At 53.4% G+C, this 20478-nt stretch carries 19 protein-coding genes and 1 tRNA gene; 14 read left to right on the forward strand and 6 right to left on the reverse strand.

Annotation, left to right across the window (positions count from 1 at the left end; genetic code table 11):
• Positions 1-5: 5 nt before the first annotated feature.
• The 8 genes from recJ to B3B59_RS03645 all read left to right on the forward strand — a co-directional run bounded on the left by recJ (position 6) and on the right by B3B59_RS03645 (position 6916).
• Positions 6-1739: a single-stranded-DNA-specific exonuclease RecJ gene (gene recJ, locus B3B59_RS03610; RefSeq protein ID WP_040074148.1), complete on the forward strand. Its 1734-nt coding sequence runs from the start codon at positions 6-8 to the stop codon at positions 1737-1739.
• A 90-nt stretch (positions 1740-1829) separates the two neighbouring features.
• Positions 1830-2928 (forward strand): peptide chain release factor 2 gene (gene prfB / locus B3B59_RS03615; RefSeq protein ID WP_154298971.1). Its coding sequence is split into 2 segments (ribosomal slippage): positions 1830-1904 and positions 1906-2928, totalling 1098 coding nucleotides; the frame shifts between segments, so codons are not numbered across the junction.
• Positions 2929-2937: 9 nt separating this feature from the next.
• Entirely contained in the window at positions 2938-4455 is a 1518-nt protein-coding gene (gene lysS, locus B3B59_RS03620; protein ID WP_040074151.1) for a lysine--tRNA ligase, read from the forward strand.
• Between the two features lie 211 nt (positions 4456-4666).
• The gene (actS, locus tag B3B59_RS03625) at positions 4667-5410 is read left to right on the forward strand and encodes an amidase activator ActS (RefSeq protein WP_046887109.1); all 744 of its coding nucleotides are present in this window, start codon (positions 4667-4669) and stop codon (positions 5408-5410) included.
• Between the two features lie 80 nt (positions 5411-5490).
• Positions 5491-5564: transfer RNA gene (locus tag B3B59_RS03630), tRNA-Gly, on the forward strand.
• 244 nt (positions 5565-5808) lie between these two features.
• The gene (gene yjdI / locus B3B59_RS03635) at positions 5809-6039 is read left to right on the forward strand and encodes a 4Fe-4S mono-cluster protein YjdI (protein WP_040074154.1); all 231 of its coding nucleotides are present in this window, start codon (positions 5809-5811) and stop codon (positions 6037-6039) included.
• Between the two features lie 10 nt (positions 6040-6049).
• Positions 6050-6322: a GNAT family N-acetyltransferase gene (locus B3B59_RS03640; protein ID WP_040074156.1), complete on the forward strand. Its 273-nt coding sequence runs from the start codon at positions 6050-6052 to the stop codon at positions 6320-6322.
• Between the two features lie 90 nt (positions 6323-6412).
• Positions 6413-6916 carry a GNAT family N-acetyltransferase gene (locus tag B3B59_RS03645; protein ID WP_046887108.1) on the forward strand — a complete coding sequence of 168 codons (504 nt, stop codon included), beginning with the start codon at positions 6413-6415 and terminating at the stop codon, positions 6914-6916.
• Here B3B59_RS03645 and B3B59_RS03650 read toward each other — a convergent pair.
• Together B3B59_RS03650 and B3B59_RS03655 are read right to left on the reverse strand one after the other, a co-directional pair.
• Entirely contained in the window at positions 6913-8142 is a 1230-nt protein-coding gene (locus B3B59_RS03650; protein ID WP_046887107.1) for an amino acid permease, read from the reverse strand. The genes B3B59_RS03645 and B3B59_RS03650 overlap by 4 nt on opposite strands.
• 121 nt (positions 8143-8263) lie before the next feature.
• Positions 8264-8725 (reverse strand): multidrug/biocide efflux PACE transporter, encoded by a 462-nt coding sequence (locus B3B59_RS03655; protein ID WP_046887106.1) that lies wholly within the window; start codon positions 8723-8725, stop codon positions 8264-8266.
• Between the two features lie 106 nt (positions 8726-8831).
• On the opposite strand from B3B59_RS03655, the gene B3B59_RS03660 reads away from it, so the two are divergent.
• Positions 8832-9743, forward strand: coding sequence for a LysR family transcriptional regulator (locus tag B3B59_RS03660; RefSeq protein WP_046887105.1), 912 nt, complete (start codon positions 8832-8834; stop codon positions 9741-9743).
• A 14-nt stretch (positions 9744-9757) separates the two neighbouring features.
• Here B3B59_RS03660 and B3B59_RS03665 read toward each other — a convergent pair whose 3' ends face one another.
• Both B3B59_RS03665 and B3B59_RS03670 read right to left on the reverse strand, forming a co-directional pair.
• Positions 9758-10534, reverse strand: a complete 777-nt coding sequence (locus tag B3B59_RS03665; RefSeq protein WP_046887104.1) for an ABC transporter substrate-binding protein — start codon at positions 10532-10534, stop codon at positions 9758-9760.
• A 14-nt stretch (positions 10535-10548) separates the two neighbouring features.
• Positions 10549-11727 carry a M20 aminoacylase family protein gene (locus tag B3B59_RS03670; protein WP_046887103.1) on the reverse strand — a complete coding sequence of 393 codons (1179 nt, stop codon included), beginning with the start codon at positions 11725-11727 and terminating at the stop codon, positions 10549-10551.
• A 227-nt stretch (positions 11728-11954) separates the two neighbouring features.
• Between B3B59_RS03670 and B3B59_RS03675 the strand changes: the two genes are divergently transcribed.
• Both B3B59_RS03675 and B3B59_RS03680 read left to right on the forward strand, forming a co-directional pair.
• A complete protein-coding gene (locus B3B59_RS03675) occupies positions 11955-13133 on the forward strand; it encodes an acetyl-CoA C-acetyltransferase (protein ID WP_040074167.1) in 1179 nt (392 codons plus the stop codon).
• A 325-nt stretch (positions 13134-13458) separates the two neighbouring features.
• Positions 13459-14142, forward strand: coding sequence for an oligogalacturonate-specific porin KdgM family protein (locus B3B59_RS03680; protein WP_040074170.1), 684 nt, complete (start codon positions 13459-13461; stop codon positions 14140-14142).
• Between the two features lie 136 nt (positions 14143-14278).
• Here the strand turns inward: B3B59_RS03680 and B3B59_RS03685 are convergent, their stop codons facing one another.
• Positions 14279-15454, reverse strand: coding sequence for an oligogalacturonate lyase family protein (locus B3B59_RS03685; RefSeq protein WP_046887101.1), 1176 nt, complete (start codon positions 15452-15454; stop codon positions 14279-14281).
• A 443-nt stretch (positions 15455-15897) separates the two neighbouring features.
• Between B3B59_RS03685 and kduI the strand changes: the two genes are divergently transcribed.
• The 3 genes from kduI to B3B59_RS03700 all read left to right on the forward strand — a co-directional run bounded on the left by kduI (position 15898) and on the right by B3B59_RS03700 (position 19289).
• Positions 15898-16734 carry a 5-dehydro-4-deoxy-D-glucuronate isomerase gene (gene kduI / locus B3B59_RS03690; RefSeq protein WP_046887100.1) on the forward strand — a complete coding sequence of 279 codons (837 nt, stop codon included), beginning with the start codon at positions 15898-15900 and terminating at the stop codon, positions 16732-16734.
• Positions 16735-16796: 62 nt separating this feature from the next.
• Positions 16797-17558, forward strand: coding sequence for a 2-dehydro-3-deoxy-D-gluconate 5-dehydrogenase KduD (gene kduD / locus B3B59_RS03695; protein WP_040074172.1), 762 nt, complete (start codon positions 16797-16799; stop codon positions 17556-17558).
• A gap of 315 nt (positions 17559-17873) precedes the next feature.
• Positions 17874-19289, forward strand: a complete 1416-nt coding sequence (locus tag B3B59_RS03700) for an arabinose-proton symporter AraE (protein ID WP_040074173.1) — start codon at positions 17874-17876, stop codon at positions 19287-19289.
• A gap of 48 nt (positions 19290-19337) precedes the next feature.
• On the opposite strand, the gene B3B59_RS03705 is transcribed toward B3B59_RS03700, so the two are convergent.
• A complete protein-coding gene (locus tag B3B59_RS03705; RefSeq protein WP_046887098.1) occupies positions 19338-20465 on the reverse strand; it encodes an oligogalacturonate lyase family protein in 1128 nt (375 codons plus the stop codon).
• Between the last annotated feature and the right edge of the window lie 13 nt (positions 20466-20478).

Genomic DNA, 20478 nt, shown 5'->3' on the forward strand with positions numbered 1-20478 from the left:
TTCGCGTGAAATCAACGATACAGCTCCGCCGACGTGAAGTGGATGAAAATGCAGATCTGCCTGCGGATCTGCCGCCCCTCTTGCGTCGGTTGTACGCCAGCCGTGGCGTAAAAAAACCTGACGATCTGGAACGCAGCGTAAAAGGGATGCTTCCCTGGCAGCAACTGAGCGGTATCGATAAAGCCGTTGAAATGCTCTACAACGCGTTTCGTGAAGGCACCCGCATTATGGTGGTGGGCGATTTTGACGCCGATGGCGCTACCAGTACGGCGCTGAGCGTCTTGAGCCTGCGGGCGATGGGCTGCGACAATGTGGCCTACCTGGTGCCGAACCGTTTTGAAGATGGTTACGGCCTGAGCCCGGAAGTGGTGGATCAAGCCCACGCGCGCGGCGCGCAAATGATCATGACCGTGGATAATGGGATCTCCTCTCATAGCGGCGTGGATCGCGCGCATGAGCTTGGGATCCCGGTGCTGGTCACCGATCATCACCTCCCCGGCGATACGCTCCCGGCGGCAGAAGCGCTCATCAACCCAAATCTGCGCGACTGCGCCTTCCCGTCTAAATCGCTGGCGGGTGTCGGGGTGGCGTTTTATCTGATGCTGGCCCTGCGCGCCTTGCTACGTGATAAAGGCTGGTTTGAATCTCGCGGCATCGCCGTACCTAACCTCGCTGAATATCTCGATCTGGTGGCGCTGGGTACCGTGGCAGATGTGGTACCGCTGGATACTAACAACCGTATTCTCACCTGGCAGGGGTTAGGCCGCATCCGTGCGGGCAAATGCCGGCCGGGTATTAAAGCGCTGCTGGAGATCTCCGGGCGCGATCCGTTAAAGCTGGCTGCCAGCGATCTGGGCTTTGCTCTGGGGCCGCGGCTGAATGCGGCGGGGCGTCTGGATGATATGTCCGTCGGCGTGGCGCTGCTGCTGTGCGATAACATCGGCGAAGCGCGCATGCTGGCCAACGAACTGGATGCGCTGAACCAGACCCGCAAAGAGATTGAGCAGGGGATGCAGGCCGAAGCGCTGACTCTGTGCGAGAAACTGGAGCGCAGCAGCGAGACGCTGCCGGGCGGGCTGGCGATGTATCACCCGGAATGGCACCAGGGTGTCGTCGGCATTCTGGCGTCGCGTATCAAAGAGCGTTTTCATCGTCCTGTCATTGCCTTTGCCCCCGCGGGGGATGGCACGCTGAAGGGTTCCGGCCGCTCCATTCAGGGGCTGCATATGCGCGATGCTCTGGAGCGACTCCACACGCTTCATCCGGACCTGATGATTAAGTTCGGCGGCCACGCGATGGCGGCGGGCCTGTCGCTGGAAGAGGCAAAGTTTGACGAGTTCCAGCAGCTGTTTGGCGCGCTGGTGACCGAGTGGCTGGATCCCGCGTTACTGCAGGGCGAGGTGGTCTCGGACGGAGAACTTCCGGCAGCCGAAATGACCATGGAAACGGCACAAATGCTGCGCGATGCAGGGCCCTGGGGGCAGATGTTCCCGGAACCGCTGTTCGATGGCCGCTTCCGTCTGCTGCAGCAGCGCATTGTCGGCGAACGCCACCTGAAAGTTATGGTCGAGCCTGTCGGCGGCGGTCCGCTGCTGGATGGCATCGCCTTTAATGTTGATACCTCTATCTGGCCGGACAACGGCGTGCGTGAAGTGGAGTTGGCTTATAAACTCGATATTAACGAGTTTCGTGGCAACCGCTCCCTGCAGATCATCATCGACAATATCTGGCCAATTTAACGGCAGTAATCGCTATAAAAAAGGGCGTGGATTGGGTACAATCCCGCTCTTATCACCGCATTTTGACTAGTCCAGAAAAGAAAACAGACCATGTTTGAAATTAACCCGGTAAAAAACCGCATTCAGGACCTCACGGAGCGCTCTGACGTTCTTAGGGGGTATCTTTGACTACGATGCCAAGAAAGAGCGTCTCGAAGAAGTAAACGCCGAGCTGGAACAGCCGGACGTCTGGAACGAACCTGAACGCGCACAGGCGCTGGGTAAAGAGCGTTCCTCCCTCGAAGCCATTGTTGATACCCTCGACCAAATGTCTCAGGGTCTGGAAGATGTTTCCGGGCTGCTGGAGCTGGCTGTTGAAGCCGACGACGAAGAAACCTTTAACGAAGCCGTAGCCGAGCTCGACGTTCTGGAAGAGAAGCTGGCACAGCTCGAATTCCGTCGTATGTTCTCTGGCGAATACGACAGCGCAGATTGCTACCTGGATATCCAGGCGGGCTCCGGCGGTACCGAAGCACAGGACTGGGCCAGCATGCTGACTCGTATGTACCTGCGCTGGGCGGAAGCGCGTGGTTTCAAAACTGAAATCATCGAAGAGTCTGAAGGCGAAGTGGCGGGTCTGAAATCCGTGACTATCAAGATCATCGGCGATTACGCTTACGGCTGGCTGCGTACTGAAACCGGCGTGCACCGTCTGGTGCGTAAGAGCCCGTTTGACTCCGGCGGCCGTCGCCATACCTCCTTCAGTTCCGCGTTTGTTTACCCGGAAGTTGACGAAGATATTGATATCGACATCAACCCGGCGGATCTGCGTATCGACGTTTATCGCGCATCCGGCGCGGGTGGTCAGCACGTTAACCGTACAGAATCTGCGGTGCGTATTACCCACATCCCAACCGGGCTGGTGACGCAGTGCCAGAATGACCGTTCCCAGCATAAGAACAAAGACCAGGCCATGAAGCAGATGAAAGCGAAGCTTTATGAGCTGGAGATGCAAAAGAAAAATGCTGAGAAGCAGGCGATGGAAGATAACAAATCTGACATCGGCTGGGGCAGCCAGATTCGTTCTTATGTCCTTGATGACTCCCGCATTAAAGATCTGCGTACCGGTGTTGAAACCCGTAACACGCAGGCGGTGCTGGATGGCAGCCTGGACCAATTTATCGAAGCAAGTTTGAAAGCAGGGTTATGAGGAACCAACATGTCTGAACAACAAGCACAGGGCGCTGACGCGGTCGTCGATCTTAACAATGAACTGAAAACCCGCCGTGAGAAGCTGGCTGCGCTGCGTGAGCAGGGCGTGCCGTTCCCGAACGATTTTCGTCGTGACCATACCTCAGACCAACTGCACGCTGACTTTGATGGTAAAGAGAACGAAGAGCTGGAAGCGCTGAACATCGAAGTGGCCGTTGCTGGCCGCATGATGACCCGCCGTATTATGGGTAAAGCCTCCTTTGTAACGCTGCAGGACGTGGGCGGCCGTATTCAGCTGTACGTTTCTCGTGATGACCTGCCGGAAGGCATTTACAACGAGCAGTTCAAGAAGTGGGACCTGGGCGATATTCTGGGCGCGAAAGGCAAGTTGTTCAAAACCAAGACCGGCGAGCTCTCTATTCACTGCACCGAGCTGCGTCTGCTGACCAAAGCCCTGCGCCCGCTGCCGGACAAATTCCACGGCCTGCAGGATCAGGAAGCGCGTTATCGTCAGCGCTATCTGGACCTCATCTCTAACGATGAATCCCGCAAGACCTTCAAAATTCGCTCTCAGATCATGGCCGGTATTCGCCAGTTCATGGTGAATCGCGACTTTATGGAAGTGGAAACCCCGATGATGCAGGTGATCCCTGGCGGCGCCTCTGCGCGTCCGTTCATCACCCATCACAATGCCCTCGACCTCGACATGTACCTGCGTATCGCGCCGGAACTGTATCTGAAGCGTCTGGTGGTGGGTGGTTTCGACCGCGTGTTCGAAATCAACCGTAACTTCCGTAACGAAGGCATCTCCGTGCGTCATAACCCAGAGTTCACCATGATGGAACTCTATATGGCGTATGCAGATTACAAAGATCTGATCGAGCTGACCGAATCCCTGTTCCGTACCCTGGCGCAGGATATTCTGGGCACCACGGAAGTGCCTTACGGTGAAGAGGTCTTCGACTTCGGCAAGCCGTTCGAAAAACTGACCATGCGCGAAGCGATTCAGAAATACCGTCCTGAAACCAATATGGCCGATCTGGATAACTTCGACTCGGCGAAAGCCATTGCCGAAAGCATCGGTATCAAGGTTGAGAAGAGCTGGGGTCTGGGTCGTATCGTGACCGAGATCTTCGAAGAAGTGGCCGAAGCGCACCTGATTCAGCCGACCTTCATCACTGAATACCCGGCTGAAGTTTCTCCGCTGGCGCGTCGTAATGACGAGAACCCGGAAATCACTGACCGCTTCGAATTCTTTATCGGTGGCCGTGAAATCGGTAACGGCTTTAGCGAGCTGAACGATGCCGAAGACCAGGCGCAGCGTTTCCAGGATCAGGTTAACGCGAAAGACGCCGGTGACGACGAAGCGATGTTCTTTGACGAAGACTACGTAACCGCGCTGGAGCACGGTCTGCCACCAACGGCGGGCCTGGGCATTGGTATCGACCGTATGGTAATGCTGTTTACTAACAGCCACACTATCCGTGACGTGATCCTCTTCCCGGCGATGCGTCCGGTGAAGTAAGCCTGACAGAGACACAAATAAGCCCCGACGTTTACCGCGTCGGGGCTTTTTTATTGCCTGCCGCGGGGAGATAACAGCGCATCGGGCACTATCCACCGGTATACCGTTATCTCGTCTGGCCGCAGACGAGTTCAGCTGCCGTGAAAAGATTGGGCATCGGGAAGGGGGCTGCTATCATATGGCGGCCATTCACGTTGAATAAGGAACTGTTTTGTTTGCAGGAAGCCTGACGAGAAAAAACCTCTTCGCGCTTACTTGCCTGACGCTCACACTTTTGCTGGTGGGATGTTCGGGCAGTAAATCTTCGGGGGGCAGTTATTCCGGTGCGGTTTATACCGTTAAACGCGGCGATACCCTTTATCGCATATCGCGGATGACGGGCACCAGCGTGAAGGAGCTGGCGCGTCTGAATAATATCTCTCCGCCGTATACCATCGAAATCGGGCAGAAGCTGAACGTGAACGGCAGCAGCGCGGGTTCGAAAAAATCGTCTGGCAAGAGCAGCAGAAAAACTGCCGTCACGCCGTCCTATGCGGTGCCGACCTCATCCTGGCCACCGGTTGGGCAGCGCTGCTGGGTCTGGCCTGCCAGTGGAAAAGTGATTGTTCCCTATTCCACCGCAGAAGGGGGAAACAAAGGAATAGATATCGCAGGCACGCGCGGTTCACCGGTTTATGCCTCGGGTGCCGGCAAAGTGGTCTACGTGGGTAATCAGCTACGTGGCTATGGCAACCTGATTATGATTAAACATGGTGAGGATTACATTACCGCCTATGCGCATAATGATTCCATGCTGGTGAATAACGGGCAAAACGTGAAGGCCGGACAGAAGATCGCCACCATGGGCAGTACCGGGACCAATTCGGTGGCGCTGCATTTCCAGATCCGCTATCGCGCCACGGCTATCGATCCCCAGCGCTATCTGCCCGCCCCGGGCGGAAAACCGAAGTGCTAAATGGTTATTTAATCGCCACTTAGCTGTTAGCAGGCTTGTCAGCGTGTGCGTAAAGCCTATAATGCTTTACGCACCTCAAAGCGGGCGTAGTTCAATGGTAGAACGAGAGCTTCCCAAGCTCTATACGAGGGTTCGATTCCCTTCGCCCGCTCCAGCTTTCTCTTTTCTTAAAAAATCTCTTTATTCCTGCATCACCCGACAAATAATCAGCCGCTTAACGCTCTGTCAGCCTGAACAATCACAGCTTTAAACGAAAAAAAGCGCATCTTCTTCCACTCTCTTTTTAAAACGCCACTCTTCTATCTGAACTGCCTGAGGCACCCTTTTTCATTTTGCTTCTCAATGAGCCGTAGCGCTATTCTTACTGCCGAATCAATAATAATTACAGAGGCAATGTCATGGATAACGAACTCCTGGAAGCGGGGTATCGCGCCTATACCGGTGAAAAAATTGATGTCTATTTTAATACCGGTATCTGCCAGCATGCAGGCAACTGCGTGCGTGGAAGTGCAAAGCTCTTCAATCTTAAACGTAAACCCTGGATCATCCCTGATGAAGTGGATGTAGATACCGTGGTGCGCGTCATCGACACCTGCCCGAGCGGCGCCCTTAAATACCGTCATAAATAAGCGAGAAATTATGGAAATTCAGGAAGGCCACAACAAGTTTTATGTCAATGATGCCGCAGGTAACCAGGTCGCGGAAATCGTCTTTGTGCCTACGGGCGAGCACCTGAGCATCATTGAACATACGGATGTCGATCCGAGTCTGAAGGGGCAAGGGGTGGGCAAACAGCTGGTGGCGAAAGTAGTCGAAAAAATGCGTGCAGAGAATCGCAAAATCATTCCTCTCTGTCCGTTTGCTAAGCATGAATTTGATAATAATCGCGAGTACGACAGTATCCGCGCCTGATGTCGCATTCACAGACCTTATCCTGCAAAATCTGATAGTTGCCTCAGTGCTATGCCCCCCGGTACTCTTTCAGGGATATCAGGGGGAAGCATGGATTTACAGATCAAAGAAGCCACGGTTGAGGATATCGCCGTGCTATCCGCATTAGGCAAAACAACCTACCTTAGCCACTTTGCCCACTACTGGCATTCGCAACAGGCGATGCTGGCATGGCTGGAGGAGGAGTATTCTGTCTCGACCCTTACGGCCAGCCTGAACGACCCTGATGTGCGCTGGCTGCTGGCCATCACCGATAAGCCCATCGGTTTTGCAAAATACACCCGGCAACAGCAGCCCGCGGAGCCGGGTACGCTGCTGAATAAACTCTATTTCACCCAGGCCGCCACCGGTCATGGCTTTGGACAATTACTCTTTACAGAGGTGTTAACCCGCGCGAAAGCCAGCGGCAGTCGCTACTTTTGTCTTGAGGTATTGCAGGGCAACGAAAGGGCAAGGCGGTTTTATGAAGCGCAGGGCATGCGCCATCTGCGCGACGACGTGTTCAGCACGCCGGACCAGACCAGCGTGCTGCACGTCTATGGCATGGCGATTTAGGCGATAAACATCACCGATACGCACATCACGCCGACAATCAGCGTCAGCAGATTGCCCACCGAGCGGTAGGGTTTCAGGGACGGGATCAGGTAGGTTGATAACGTCGGCATGATGAACAAAATCATGGCGATGAGCGGCCCGCTAATGGCATAAATCATCGAAATGGCGTTCGGATTAATGCAGCACACCACGAACGTAATCAACGACACGATCATAATAGAGAGCGCGCGGTTAAAGGCCCGGCTTTTCTTGACCCCCACCTGGTTCAACGACGATTTCACTATCTCCGTCGCCCCCTCGATCACGCCAAAATAGGTGCCAAGGAAGGATTTCGACATCGCCACAATGGCGACCACAATCCCGGAAATACCCAGCCAGGACGGCGATGAAGGCATCATCGACAGCGCAGAGAGAATGGTCACGCCTTGCTCTTTGGCGGCCACGATATAGGCCGGCGGAATCGACAGCAGACAACTAAAGACAAAGAACAGCACGCTCAGGCAGATGATCAAATAGGCCACCTTCATGATGCGGGTACAGTGTCCCATGGCGGCATCGCCATACTTTTCCCGACGGTCAACGGCAAAGGTTGAAATGATCGGCGTGTGGCTAAAGGCAAATACCATGACCGGGATCGATATCCACACCTGATGCAGCGTCTGTTTATCGAAGCTCATCTGGTTGGTGAGCAGGGTGGGTTGCCAGCTGCCGGTCAAATAAATCGAGACCAGCAGAAAATAGGCGATCAGCGGGAAGACCAGAAAACCCATTACCCGCAGAGTGATATGACGTCCCATCAGGAAGATGAGGTTAAGGGCCAGTACCACGCCAAGGCTCACCAGCACCCGCACGGTAAGGTCTACCGTCATGCGTTTTGCCAGCTGTTCAGTAAGCGAATTGGTGATCGCCACGGCATAGATCAGCACGACCACAAAGAAAGCCACGAAATAGAGCGTGGTGATCAGATTGCCGATCGTCTTTCCGTAGTAGTGCGTTACCGCACCGGTGATCCCTTCATTGCCTTTTGTCTTTGAGGAGAGGATGAACTGGCACAGTGCTTTATGAGGCCAGTAAGTGAGTGGCCAGGCCACAAGAGCGGTGATAAACAGGACGATAGCGCCTGCGGACCCGAGCTGGATAGGCAAGAACAGGGTTCCTGCGCCCACGGCAGTGCCATACAGGGCAAAGCTCCAGAGGGTCTCTTCTTTAGACCAAATTTTCGACATTAGGAAAACGTATCAACTATAAAAACAACAAAAAGGAGACTAATTTACCATAATTATGGGGAGACGGCGCAGTTGACGTTAGGTAAGCGGGGCCGGAAAGCATTTCCGGCCGGTGGGGACGTTAGTTTGCTGCGGCGCGTCGCAGCTCGCGGCGGCGGATAATACGATCGCGTAGCGTGTCGTATGCCCAGTTATAGAACATGGTGTAGGGCAGGAAGAAAATGAAGAACCCTATCTCTAACATAAACGCCTGAAGCAGACTCACACCCAGCACCATCGATACGATACCGACGCCGATAAATATAAATCCGACTTCAAAACCGAGCGCGTGCAGGGCGCGCACTTTGGTCGTGCGCGGCACCTTATGCCGGGGCCACAGTGCGTCGAACCCGGCGTTATAAATGATGTTCCAGATCATCGCGGTGGTGGCGAGAAGCAGGGTTAATCCTCCCATCTCCAGCACCGGGCGCTGCATCAGCCAGGCGGTTGTCGGCGCGAGGATCGCCGTGGCAATCCCCTCAAAACAGACGGCGTGAAAGATGCGTTCCGGCAGTTTTCTGCGTTGAACATCGTTGTGCTGCATAACCTGATACCTCGTTAGCGTGCCTGTATGGGCAAAATAATGTCGCTATTTTTATCGTTTAAACTGATATATAAAAGTTGGATTCCATCGATAAAGTAGATACACCATGCGCTACTCTCCTGAAGCATTAACGGCGTTTGTCGAGACGGTGGCGGCGGGATCCTTCTCCGCTGCGGCCCGCCGTCTACGAAAAAGTCAGTCCACTATCAGCACGGCCATCGCCCACCTGGAGGACGATCTCGGTTTTACACTGTTTGATCGCAGTGCACGACAGCCGGTGTTGACTGCTCAGGGAAGGCAGGTGCTGGGCTATGTCCAGTCGATCCTGGCCGCCAGCGCTCGTCTCGATGAACTGGCGGTCTCGCTCAGCGATGAAACTGAACCCCGGCTGACCTTTGTACTTTCTGACACCCTGCACCCGGATGTGCTTGAAGAGATGCTCTACCGTTTTGACGAGCGCTTTCCGCACACCGAATTCGAATGTCTGATTGGGGAAGAAGAGGACGTGATCGATCTGCTGCAAAAAGAGCGGGCGCAGATTGGCCTGACCGAGGCGCGTGAGCACTATCCTACCGATATTGGTGCCACCCGCCTGCCCATGCAGACGCACATGGCGATATATACCTCTGCCGGCCACCCTCTGGCGGCGCAGACGCGCATCAATGCCGATGAACTGCACGGCTGGCGAGAGCTGCGCCTGAACACCTATCTGGAGCGCCAGCCAGCGCTGGCTCAGGGACCGGTCTGGTCTGCACCTAACTATCTGATGTTGCTCAGCATGGCGGTACAGGGCTTCGGCTGGTGCGAATTACCCTGCGCGCTGGTAGAGGAGTTCGCGCCGGCAAAAACCCTGGTGCAGCTCAATGTCGCAGGATGGCCGCGATCGGTGGCCATTGATGTGGTATGGAATAAACGTTCCCCGCCGGGAATGGCGGGGAACTGGCTGCGGCATTACTTACAGGAGAAGGCCGATCCCGGGACATCGTCCGGCAGAAAAGGCCCACCCATCCGTTTGTGACGAGCGGGAAAACATTACTTACCGGTATAGATATCAAAACTGAAATAGCGGTCGGCGAGCTTTTTGTAGGTACCATCCGCCAGGATCGCGGCAATCGCCCCGTTCAGCTCCTGGCGCAGCTTATCGTCCTCTTTACGTAGACCGATGGCCGCCCCGGCGCCAAACAGGGCATCGTCCTGAAGCGCGCCGCCAACAAAGGCAAATGCCTTGCCCTGGGGTTTGCTCAGAAAACTGTACTCAGCCATAACGCCCGAGAGGACAGCCCCGTCAATTCGCCCGGATTCGAGATCGCGGATAACCTGGTCGGCCCCCTGATACGCCACCACGTTAACTCCCTCACCGCGCCACTTCTGGTTGGCGTAAGTCTCCTGGGCGGAACCCTGCTCAACGCCAATGGTTTTACCTTTCAGCTGGTCCAGACTGTTGTCGGGCAGGCTATTTTTACGGGCGACCAGGAAAGCGGGTCCGCTGTATATCTTGTCGCTGAAGGCAATCTGCTCTTTGCGTTTCTCGGTGATATACATCCCCGATAAAATGGCATCGAATTTACGCGCCTTCAGGGAGGGAATAATCCCGTCGAAATTATTTTCTACCCAGACGCATTTCGCCTGTAACTTTGCGCAAATCGCATTACCCAGATCGATATCAAACCCAACCACGTCGCCCTGAGGATTTTTCGACTCAAAAGGGGCGAAGGTCGGATCTACGCCAAAGCGGAGCTCCCGGGTCTCACCCGCGAACACGGATGAGGCAGCCATCAATGCCAGCAGCGGTAATAAATATTTTTTCATTTTTATGTACTCTCTTAACGGCAATAGTTTTCCACTAAACGGGCAAAGAAAGAGGCACCCGTGGTGATGATTTCGTCATTAAAGTCGTAGCCCGGGTTATGCACCATGCAGCCGCCTTTCTCCCCTTTCTCGCCGTTGCCGAGTAAGAAATAGCTGCCAGGGCGTTCCTGCAACATAAAAGCGAAGTCTTCGCTGCCGTTAGAAGGCGATACGCTATCCAGCACTGCATCCTGACCAAAAAACTCGATGGCCAGCTGGCGGGCAAAAGCAGTCTGTTCGGCATCATTAATTAATACCGGGTAGGAGTCATAAATCTCGATTTCACAGCGGGCGCCATAGCTACGGGCGGTGAGATCGGCAATCTCTTTAATACGGCGAATCAGTAGCTCACGGATCTCCGGTTTCATGGAACGTACTGTCAGTTCCATCTGGGCACTATCCGGGATCACGTTGGAAGCAATACCCGCGTTGAAGGTCCCTACGGTAACGACGGCGGTTTCTCCCGGCGGTACGTTTCGCGAAACAATGCTTTGCAACGCCATCACCAACGCGGCGCCCGTCAGAATGGGATCGACGCTACGCTCAGGGTGCGCGCCATGTCCACCGTAGCCGTTAAGGGTAATTTTGACGGTATCGGCAGAGGCCATAAAGTTGCCTTCATAGAAGCCGAATTTACCGGTCGGCAGCCAGGGCATATTGTGCAGGGCAAAAATTCGGTCGCAGGGGAAGCGGTCAAACAACCCATCCTTAATCATTAAATCCGCCCCGCCAATTGCCTCTTCGGCCGGCTGGAAAATAAGGTGCACTGTGCCGTTAAACTGACAGGCGTCTGAGGCGAGGTATTTTGCCGTCGCCAGTAAAATGGCGGTGTGTCCGTCGTGACCGCAGGCGTGCATTTTGCCGGGTACGGTACTGGCCCAGGGGAGGTCGGTGGTTTCAAAAATCGGCAGCGCATCCATATCGGCCCGCAGGCCGATAGTTTTACTGCCCTGGCCTTTGCTGAGCGAACCCACAACGCCGGTTTTACCAATATCACGGGTAACCTGGTAGCCCCACGATGCTAGCTGGTGGGCAACCAGATTACTGGTATTAAACTCTTCGAGGCTTAATTCTGGGTTGGCATGTAAATAACGGCGGATGGCAATAATTTCGTCTTCTGATTCTTTTATTTCTGGAATGATACAGTCGACCATTTGTTACTCCAGTGTGAACGCGTGTTTGCAATTTCTAACTTATCTTTCTGCTGAGATAATGCAAATACGTTCTCTTATAATTACCTTGATAATGATTACTCTTCTTAATGTCCTGCGGCGTTAAGCCACAAATCCTTTGTGATAAAACTCACTATTTTTAAACAATTACATTAATAGTTGATAACAATCCTCTACTATTGCCGGTGTCATTTTGCGCAGAGGTTGAGATGAAAGACGTCGTCATTGTGGGTGCATTGCGTACAGCTATTGGCTGTTTTCAGGGAGCGTTGGCGCGTCACTCTGCGGTTGAGCTGGGTAGCGTGGTGGTTAACGCGCTGGTGGCACGTAGCGGCGTTGCTGCCCATGAAATTGATGAAGTGATCCTCGGTCAGGTATTGACCGCAGGAGCCGGGCAAAATCCCGCGCGGCAGGCGGCGTTAAAAGGGGGACTCCCGAATACCGTCTCGGCGATCACCATTAACGACGTATGCGGTTCGGGCCTGAAGGCACTGCACCTGGCCACGCAGGCGATCCAGTGCGGCGAAGCCGACGTGGTCATTGCGGGCGGTCAGGAGAACATGAGCCGTGCTCCGCATGTTCTGACCGACAGCCGCACCGGTGCGCAGCTCGGCAACAGTCAGCTTATCGATAGCCTGGTGCACGATGGCCTGTGGGATGCCTTCAATGATTACCATATGGGCGTGACCGCAGAGAACCTGGCGCGTGAATATGGCATCACGCGTGAGTTACAGGATGCCTATGCGCTCAGCTCTCAGCAAAAGGCCCGCGCGGCTATTGATTCCGGGCGTTTTCGCGATGAGATTGTACCGGTTGCCGCATCCCGCGCTGGCGGCGAACCCTTTATCGTCGATACCGACGAACAACCGCGTGTGGATGCCAGCGCCGAAGGGCTGGCCATGCTGGCTCCGGCCTTTGAAATGCTCGGTTCCGTGACCGCCGGCAATGCCTCGTCAATCAATGACGGTGCTGCAGCGGTGATGATGATGAGTGAGAGTAAAGCGGAAGAGCTGAATCTGCCGGTGCTGGCGCGTATAAAAGCCTTTGCCAGCGTGGGGGTCGATCCTGCCCTGATGGGGATTGCGCCGGTCTATGCCACCCGCCGCTGTCTGGAGCGTGCAGGCTGGCAACTCAGCGACGTGGATCTGATTGAAGTCAACGAGGCCTTTGCCGCGCAGGCGCTGTCGGTAGGTAAGATGCTGGAGTGGGATCCTCTCCGGGTCAACGTTAACGGCGGGGCAATCGCCCTCGGTCATCCTATTGGTGCTTCAGGCTGTCGTATTTTAGTGTCGCTGGTTCATGAGATGGCGAAGCGCAATGCCCGTAAAGGGCTGGCCACATTATGTATCGGCGGCGGCCAGGGTGTGGCGCTCGCCATCGAAAGATAACCCCAGCGCAGTAATATCTCCTGCTACACAGCCCCCAATTTTGGGGGCTTTTTTTGTGAAATGAATCTTATTTTTATCCGCATAAGTCAATTCTCAATTTTCTAATAATTTAAGTGTCATTAATCCCGTGCGTTAATACCCTCCTTTTGTGATCCTTACCATTAAATTTCCCCTTAATCATCTTCTTTTGTTGATGGTTGTCACGTCCATCGTTGCCAAAAAAAATGAAACAAATAATTACGATCAGGATCACTAAAATATCGTTATTTAAAAAATAAAATGCAATTCCATAAAAACGAAACATCATTTTAATTGAGGGTGTCCCATGTTTAAAAAATCTCTGGTCCTTGCTTCTCTCATTGGTGCGTCTTTCGCGGCTCAGGCTGTTACCGTAGATTTGCGTCATGAGTATATCGATACAGGAACTAACGCAGACCGCGTGTCCGTATCACATCGTTTTGATAATGGTTTTGGTTTCTCTGTTGAAGCGAAATGGAAATCAGGTGGTGATAAAGCCGATCAGCCTTTTGCAGATATCGTGGGCAATGGCCATGAAGAGCAAATTAGCTGGCGCTGGAAAGCAAACAAGAATATTGCAATAACGCCGGGCCTGACGCTGGAAAGCAAAGAGAGTAATACCGTCTATAAACCTTATCTGCATGCACAATATAGCTTCGATAGCGGTTTCTACATGGCCGCACGTTACCGTTATGAATATAACCGTTATCCTTCTACGCCAGACCGTGAAGACGATAAAGTCAATCGTGGTGATGCGTGGATCGGTTGGGTAATGGGCGACTGGCGCACCGAGCTCAATTATGTTTATGCGAAAAGCTCTGAAGGCACCATTCGCAATAACAATAAAGATTATTCTCAAGAATATAACGTGAAGCTGGCATATAAGTGGGATAAAAACTGGGCGCCATACGCTGAAGTGGGTAACGTCGGTGTTAAAACAACGGATGAACGTCAAACCCGTTTCCGTTTAGGTGTGGCATATTCATTCTAACCAGACAGCATCAGGGAAAGAAAAGCCGGCTCATGCGCCGGCTTTTTTGTGGCTGAAATATTTTGCGGGTGGCAGTAGAAATAAAAAAAGCCCTCCGCGAAGGAGGGCAAGGCCAGTTACAGAAACACTAACTCAATTAAGATTGCAACATTTCAGGTTGCTCAGGAAGTTTCGCGATATAAAGAGCGGGTTTACCGTCTTTATCGGAACTAAACAGGACCGCACTGTCATCCGGCGTAAAGGAGGGGTGCGGATGGGTCACCTGGCGGCTATTTGCTACCGTGGCCCAGGAGGTATCGTGACGCGCGATGCGGAAATAACCTTTCTTCGCCACGTCGAACGCATACAGATAAGGATCGTTATCGATGGTATAGCCGCTGGTGTCTTTCACATCCACCGGCGTACCCGAACCATCGCCTACCAGCAGCGTGCCATCAAAGTTACTCATCAGATGGGAACAGGCGGGCATCTGCATCACGGTTTCATTAATGCCGGTATCCGGATTGAAGCGATAAATCGTACGGCCCTGTTCGCCCTTCAGATAAGAGACATAAATCAGGGCAGAACCGTTTGGCACCCAGAACTCGTGGGTGCAGCTTTCGCCTTCAGCGTGCTCCTTCACTTTACGCACATGGCTCCCGTCTTCGTTGACCAGCCACATGCGGGCATCGACCAGGTCGTGCGGACCTTCATGGCAGAACGCAACGGTGTTGTCATCGAACGGACGATAGATAGGGTGACCGAGCCAGTTTTTCTCTTCGTGGATGACGCGGCTTTCGCCGGTTTGCAGATCCACGCGCAGCAGACGGCAGTGTGGGCCTTTGTGGAAAAAGTCGTGGAAGATCTTCCAGTCATTGAGCGGTGTCCAGTCGCTTTTGGCGATTTCAATGCCCACCAGTTTCGTGCAATCGCTGTTCGCCACCCAGGTGCCGTATCCGACCCAGTCATCGCTCACGCGATAGATTTCACGCTCGTCGAGCGTGCGCAGATTCACTTCCCGCAGGGTACGATCGTTCTTCACGTAGTAGAGCGAAGTATCGTCGGGTGACAAGAAGCCGCCAAAGGTGTTATCACCGGCCCCTTCGGTCAGCTGTACGGCCTCGGCTTTGTTGATATCCAGCAGGTAGTAGTTCCAGTGGCCGTCAAACTCTCCGGCAAACAGCAGATGGCTGCCATCATTGAAAAAGCATTTTTGATAGAAGTAGTTACGGTGGCACGTTACTTCCGGGGGGGTCAGGCGGGTGACTTCCACGCCTGTATCCGGATCGCGGCTGACGTCATAGTTCAGCTTGACCCGCATACCTTTTGCCATGATGCGCTCCTTGATGTCGACGGCAGGGCAAAGGCCCTGAAGATAATGGTTTAAAAACTGGGTATTAAATTATCAAAACATCGTTTCAATGTGTGTGACTGGTGGCGCACTTCTGGACAATATGGAGACATTTGTATCATTCAGTTTCATGTTATTGCTGATAATAATTTTTGTGCTGAATAACCTAGTAAAAACCTTTCTCTATTCTATCTTCATGTTTTTAAAGTGATTTAAAAACGACCTTAAACGGCGCGGTAGGGCCGTTAGCCTGACAATCGTGATCGAAACTACACTTCTGAGATTAACATGCAGAAAAAGTGAAACAACGTTTCGAATGCAATTGAAAACCCATTTCACAGAAGATAATATGTGCTCATCATGAAAACGGAACATCGTTTTGTTAATTATCCAGGCTAACTAGCCAGAATACGTTGGAGGTTAATGTGGAAGTCAGACAAAGCATCCACAGTGCGCACGCAAAAACGCTGGATACCCAGGGGCTGCGTAATGAGTTTTTAGTTGAGAAAGTGTTTGTCGCGGATGAGTACACCATGGTGTACAGCCACATTGACCGCATCATTGTTGGCGGCATTATGCCGGTGGCAAAAACCGTCTCCGTGGGCGGCGAAGTGGGCAAACAGCTGGGCGTAAGCTACTTCCTCGAGCGTCGCGAACTGGGCGTGATCAACATCGGTGGGCCAGGTACCATCACCGTTGATGGCCAGTGCTACGAAATTGGTCATCGCGACGCGCTGTATGTAGGCAAGGGTGCAAAAGAGGTGGTCTTCGCCAGCGTAAATAACAGCAAACCCGCGAAGTTCTACTACAACTGCGCCCCTGCGCATACCACCTATCCCACCAAAAAAGTGACCCCGGCAGACGTCGCTCCGGTCACGCTGGGGGATAACCTCACCAGCAACCGTCGCACCATCAATAAATATTTCGTTCCCGATGTGCTGGAAACCTGCCAGCTCAGCATGGGGCTGACCGAGCTTGAGCCGGGCAACCTCTGGAACACCATGCCGTGCCATACCCATGAGCGCCGCATGGAAGTTTACTTCTACTTCAACATGGAAGACGACGCCTGCGTATTCCACATGATGGGACAGCCGCAAGAGACGCGCCATATCGTGATGCACAACGAGCAGGCCGTTATCTCGCCAAGCTGGTCCATTCACTCAGGCGTTGGTACCCGTGCATACACCTTTATCTGGGGTATGGTGGGTGAGAACCAGGTCTTTGATGACATGGACCACGTCGCTGTTAAAGATTTGCGCTAACTGCGGGCAGTTATGCATAACTCTGCCTGTTATGACAGGCGCTGAACGATTAAGGAAAAAACATGATTCTGGATTCATTTTCTCTGCAAGGTAAAGTGGCCGTTGTTTCGGGTTGTGACACGGGGCTGGGCCAGGGTATGGCGTTAGGTCTGGCAGAAGCGGGCTGCGACATCGTTGGTATTAACATCGTTGAGCCGACAGAAACCATTGAGCGCGTTACTGCGCTGGGTCGTCGCTTCCTGAGCCTGACTGCCGATTTGCGTAAAATCGACGCTATTCCTGAGCTGCTGGATCGCGCCGTTGCTGAGTTCGGTAAAATCGACATTCTGGTAAACAACGCGGGTCTGATTCGCCGTGAAGATGCGATTAACTTCAGCGAGCAGGACTGGGATGACGTGATGAACCTGAACATCAAGAGCGTGTTCTTCATGTCTCAGGCGGCGGCGAAGCACTTTATCGCTCAGGGCAACGGCGGCAAGATTATCAATATCGCCTCTATGCTCTCCTTCCAGGGCGGTATCCGTGTGCCTTCTTACACCGCATCGAAAAGCGGCGTAATGGGCGTGACCCGTCTGCTGGCCAACGAGTGGGCGCAGCACAACATTAACGTGAACGCCATCGCGCCAGGTTACATGGCAACCAACAATACCCAGCAGCTGCGTGCTGACGAAGAGCGCAGTGCTGCCATTCTTGAGCGTATTCCGGCAGGCCGCTGGGGTCTGCCATCGGATCTGATGGGGCCGGTGGTATTTCTGGCCTCCGGTGCATCTGACTATATCAACGGCTATACCATTGCGGTTGATGGTGGCTGGCTGGCACGTTAATTTTCGCGTCACGTTATAAAAAACCTCTGCCCATGGGCGGAGGTTTTTTTTGCCTGTAATGTTGATTATCCATATCAAGAAAGATAATTAATCCATACTTAAAAAACAGGCACGACAGGCGTCACACATTTATTGTTTATTTATTAGCTAATTAACGGGAAATTAAGATTTTTCATAATCATTTGAAATTGTAATGTCCATCACATAACGCCATGCCATAGCTAATTAGTCCATAACTTCACCCATTCCCGCCTGACACTTATTCCCCTTATCTCGTAATTTCAGTTAACGATTTTTCGGTTCTGGCAGGAAATTATGACATCGATAAATGACTCTACCCTTATGCCGGCTGCGCTGCGCGACACCCGGCGCATGAATCAGTTTGTCTCGATTGCGGCTGCCGTGGCAGGCCTGCTGTTCGGGCTCGATATTGGCGTGATCGCCGGTGCGTTGCCGTTTATTACCGAGCATTTCACCCTCAGCAGCCGCCTGCAGGAGTGGGTAGTGAGCAGCATGATGCTGGGCGCAGCGATAGGTGCGTTATTTAATGGCTGGCTCTCATTCCGTCTGGGGCGTAAATACAGCCTGATGGTGGGGGCAATTCTATTTGTTGCCGGGTCCGTTGGCTCTGCCTTTGCCACACAGGTTGAAGTGCTACTGCTCGCCCGCGTGCTGCTGGGCGTGGCGGTGGGGATTGCATCTTATACGGCGCCGCTCTACCTCTCGGAAATGGCGAGTGAAAACGTGCGCGGGAAAATGATCAGTATGTATCAGCTGATGGTGACGCTGGGCATCGTGCTGGCATTCCTGTCGGATACCTATTTTAGCTACAGCGGTAACTGGCGCGCTATGTTAGGAGTACTGGCGTTACCAGCGCTGCTGCTGATCGTATTAGTGATTTTCCTGCCGAACAGCCCGCGCTGGCTGGCGCAGAAAGGGCGCCACGTGGAAGCGGAAGAGGTGCTACGCATGCTGCGAGACACCTCTGAAAAAGCGCGCGAAGAGCTGAATGAGATCCGCGAAAGTCTGAAGCTGAAGCAGGGCGGCTGGTCGCTGTTTAAGGTTAACCGCAACGTTCGCCGCGCGGTATTCCTCGGCATGCTATTGCAGGCAATGCAGCAGTTTACCGGCATGAATATCATCATGTATTACGCCCCGCGTATCTTCAAAATGGCCGGATTCACTACCACAGAACAGCAGATGATTGCTACCCTGGTGGTCGGGCTGACCTTTATGTTTGCCACCTTTATCGCCGTGTTCACCGTCGATAAAGCCGGGCGTAAGCCGGCGCTGAAGATTGGCTTTAGCGTGATGGCAATAGGTACGCTGATCCTCGGCTACTGCCTGATGCAGTTCGATAACGGTACCGCATCGAGCGGGCTCTCCTGGCTTTCGGTGGGCATGACCATGATGTGTATTGCAGGCTATGCCATGAGCGCCGCGCCGGTGGTATGGATCTTATGTTCTGAAATTCAGCCACTGAAATGCCGTGACTTTGGCATCACCTGCTCTACCACCACTAACTGGGTCTCCAACATGATCATCGGGGCAACCTTCCTGACATTGCTGGATGCCATTGGTGCGGCGGGAACGTTCTGGCTCTACACGGCATTAAACGTGGCCTTTATTGGCATCACCTTCTGGCTTATTCCTGAAACCAAAGGGGTGACGCTGGAACATATCGAACGCAAACTGATGTCAGGAGAGAAACTGCGCGACATCGGCGTGTAATGTCTGTTCAGTTTGCCCCTCTTTTTCGCATAGAGAGGGGCAAGCAAGTTAAACCGCACACAGATAGAGCGCAGGCATTCCTTCCGTATCTGAGGTGTACAACACCCACTTATTATCCGGCGAGAACGAGGGGTGGGGATGCGTCACCTGACGGTCGCCGTCCAGCACTTTCCAGCTGCTGTTATGTTGGCAAATGGCTTTTTGTGTTCCCTTCTTAATATCGAATACCCAGATAAAAGGATCGTTCAGGTTGATATCGCCCGTGTTGTGCGGCGAGCCGTCGCCGACGATCAGCGAGCCATCGTCGTTGCTCATCAGATGAGAGCAGGGGGGAATGGCCATCAGTTCGCGGTTCTCTAAGGTGGCAGGATCGGCACTGCACAGATAGCGCTGGGCTGCATGCTCTTTGTGCGCCACATAATAGAGAGCGGATCCGTCCGGCACCCAGAATTCATGGGTAAAACTCTCTCCTGCGGCGTGCTGGCGCACTTTGCGCAGGTTGCGACCGTCGGGGTTGATCAGCCACATACGCGCATCGATAGCATCGCGCGGGCCCTCATGGCAAAAAGCGATGGTATTGTCGTCAAACGGACGATAAATGGGATGCCCAAGCCAGCGCTTCTCCTGCAAAATCACTGTCCTTTCGCCGGTGCGTAAATCGATATTGATTAAGCGGCACTCCGGCTGAGTGAAGTAAAATGCCCGAAACTTGCTCCAGTCGGTGAGGGGTTGCCAGTCGCTCTTTTTAATTTCAATCCCGACCAGCTTCGTGCAGTCGCTGTTGGCCACCCAGGTGCCGTAGGCGACCCAGTCGTCATCGACCTCGTACACCACGTACTCTTCAAGGCTCTCCAGGTCGACGCGCCGGAGTTCGCGGGTCTCTTTGACATACCAGAGCGATTTATCGTCAGCCGATAAAAAGCCGCCAAAGGTGTTATCTCCAGGCCCCTCGGTGAGCTGCATGGCTTGCTGACCGGGGATATCCAACAGATAGTAATTCCAGTGCCCTTCAAAGGCGCCGCCAAAGAGCAGTTTGCTGCTATCGCGGGTGAAGCACTTTTGATAGAAGTAATTACGGTGGCAAATAATATGCGGGGGCGTCATCCGTATGACCTCGTGTCCGGTCTCACTGTCCTGACGCGTCTGAAAACTCAGCGGGATGATTTTGCCTTTCATGGTGTTTTCTCCA

This window comes from Leclercia sp. UBA2479 (assembly GCF_002341985.1).
In the GTDB taxonomy this organism is placed as follows: domain Bacteria; phylum Pseudomonadota; class Gammaproteobacteria; order Enterobacterales; family Enterobacteriaceae; genus Enterobacter; species Enterobacter pneumoniae.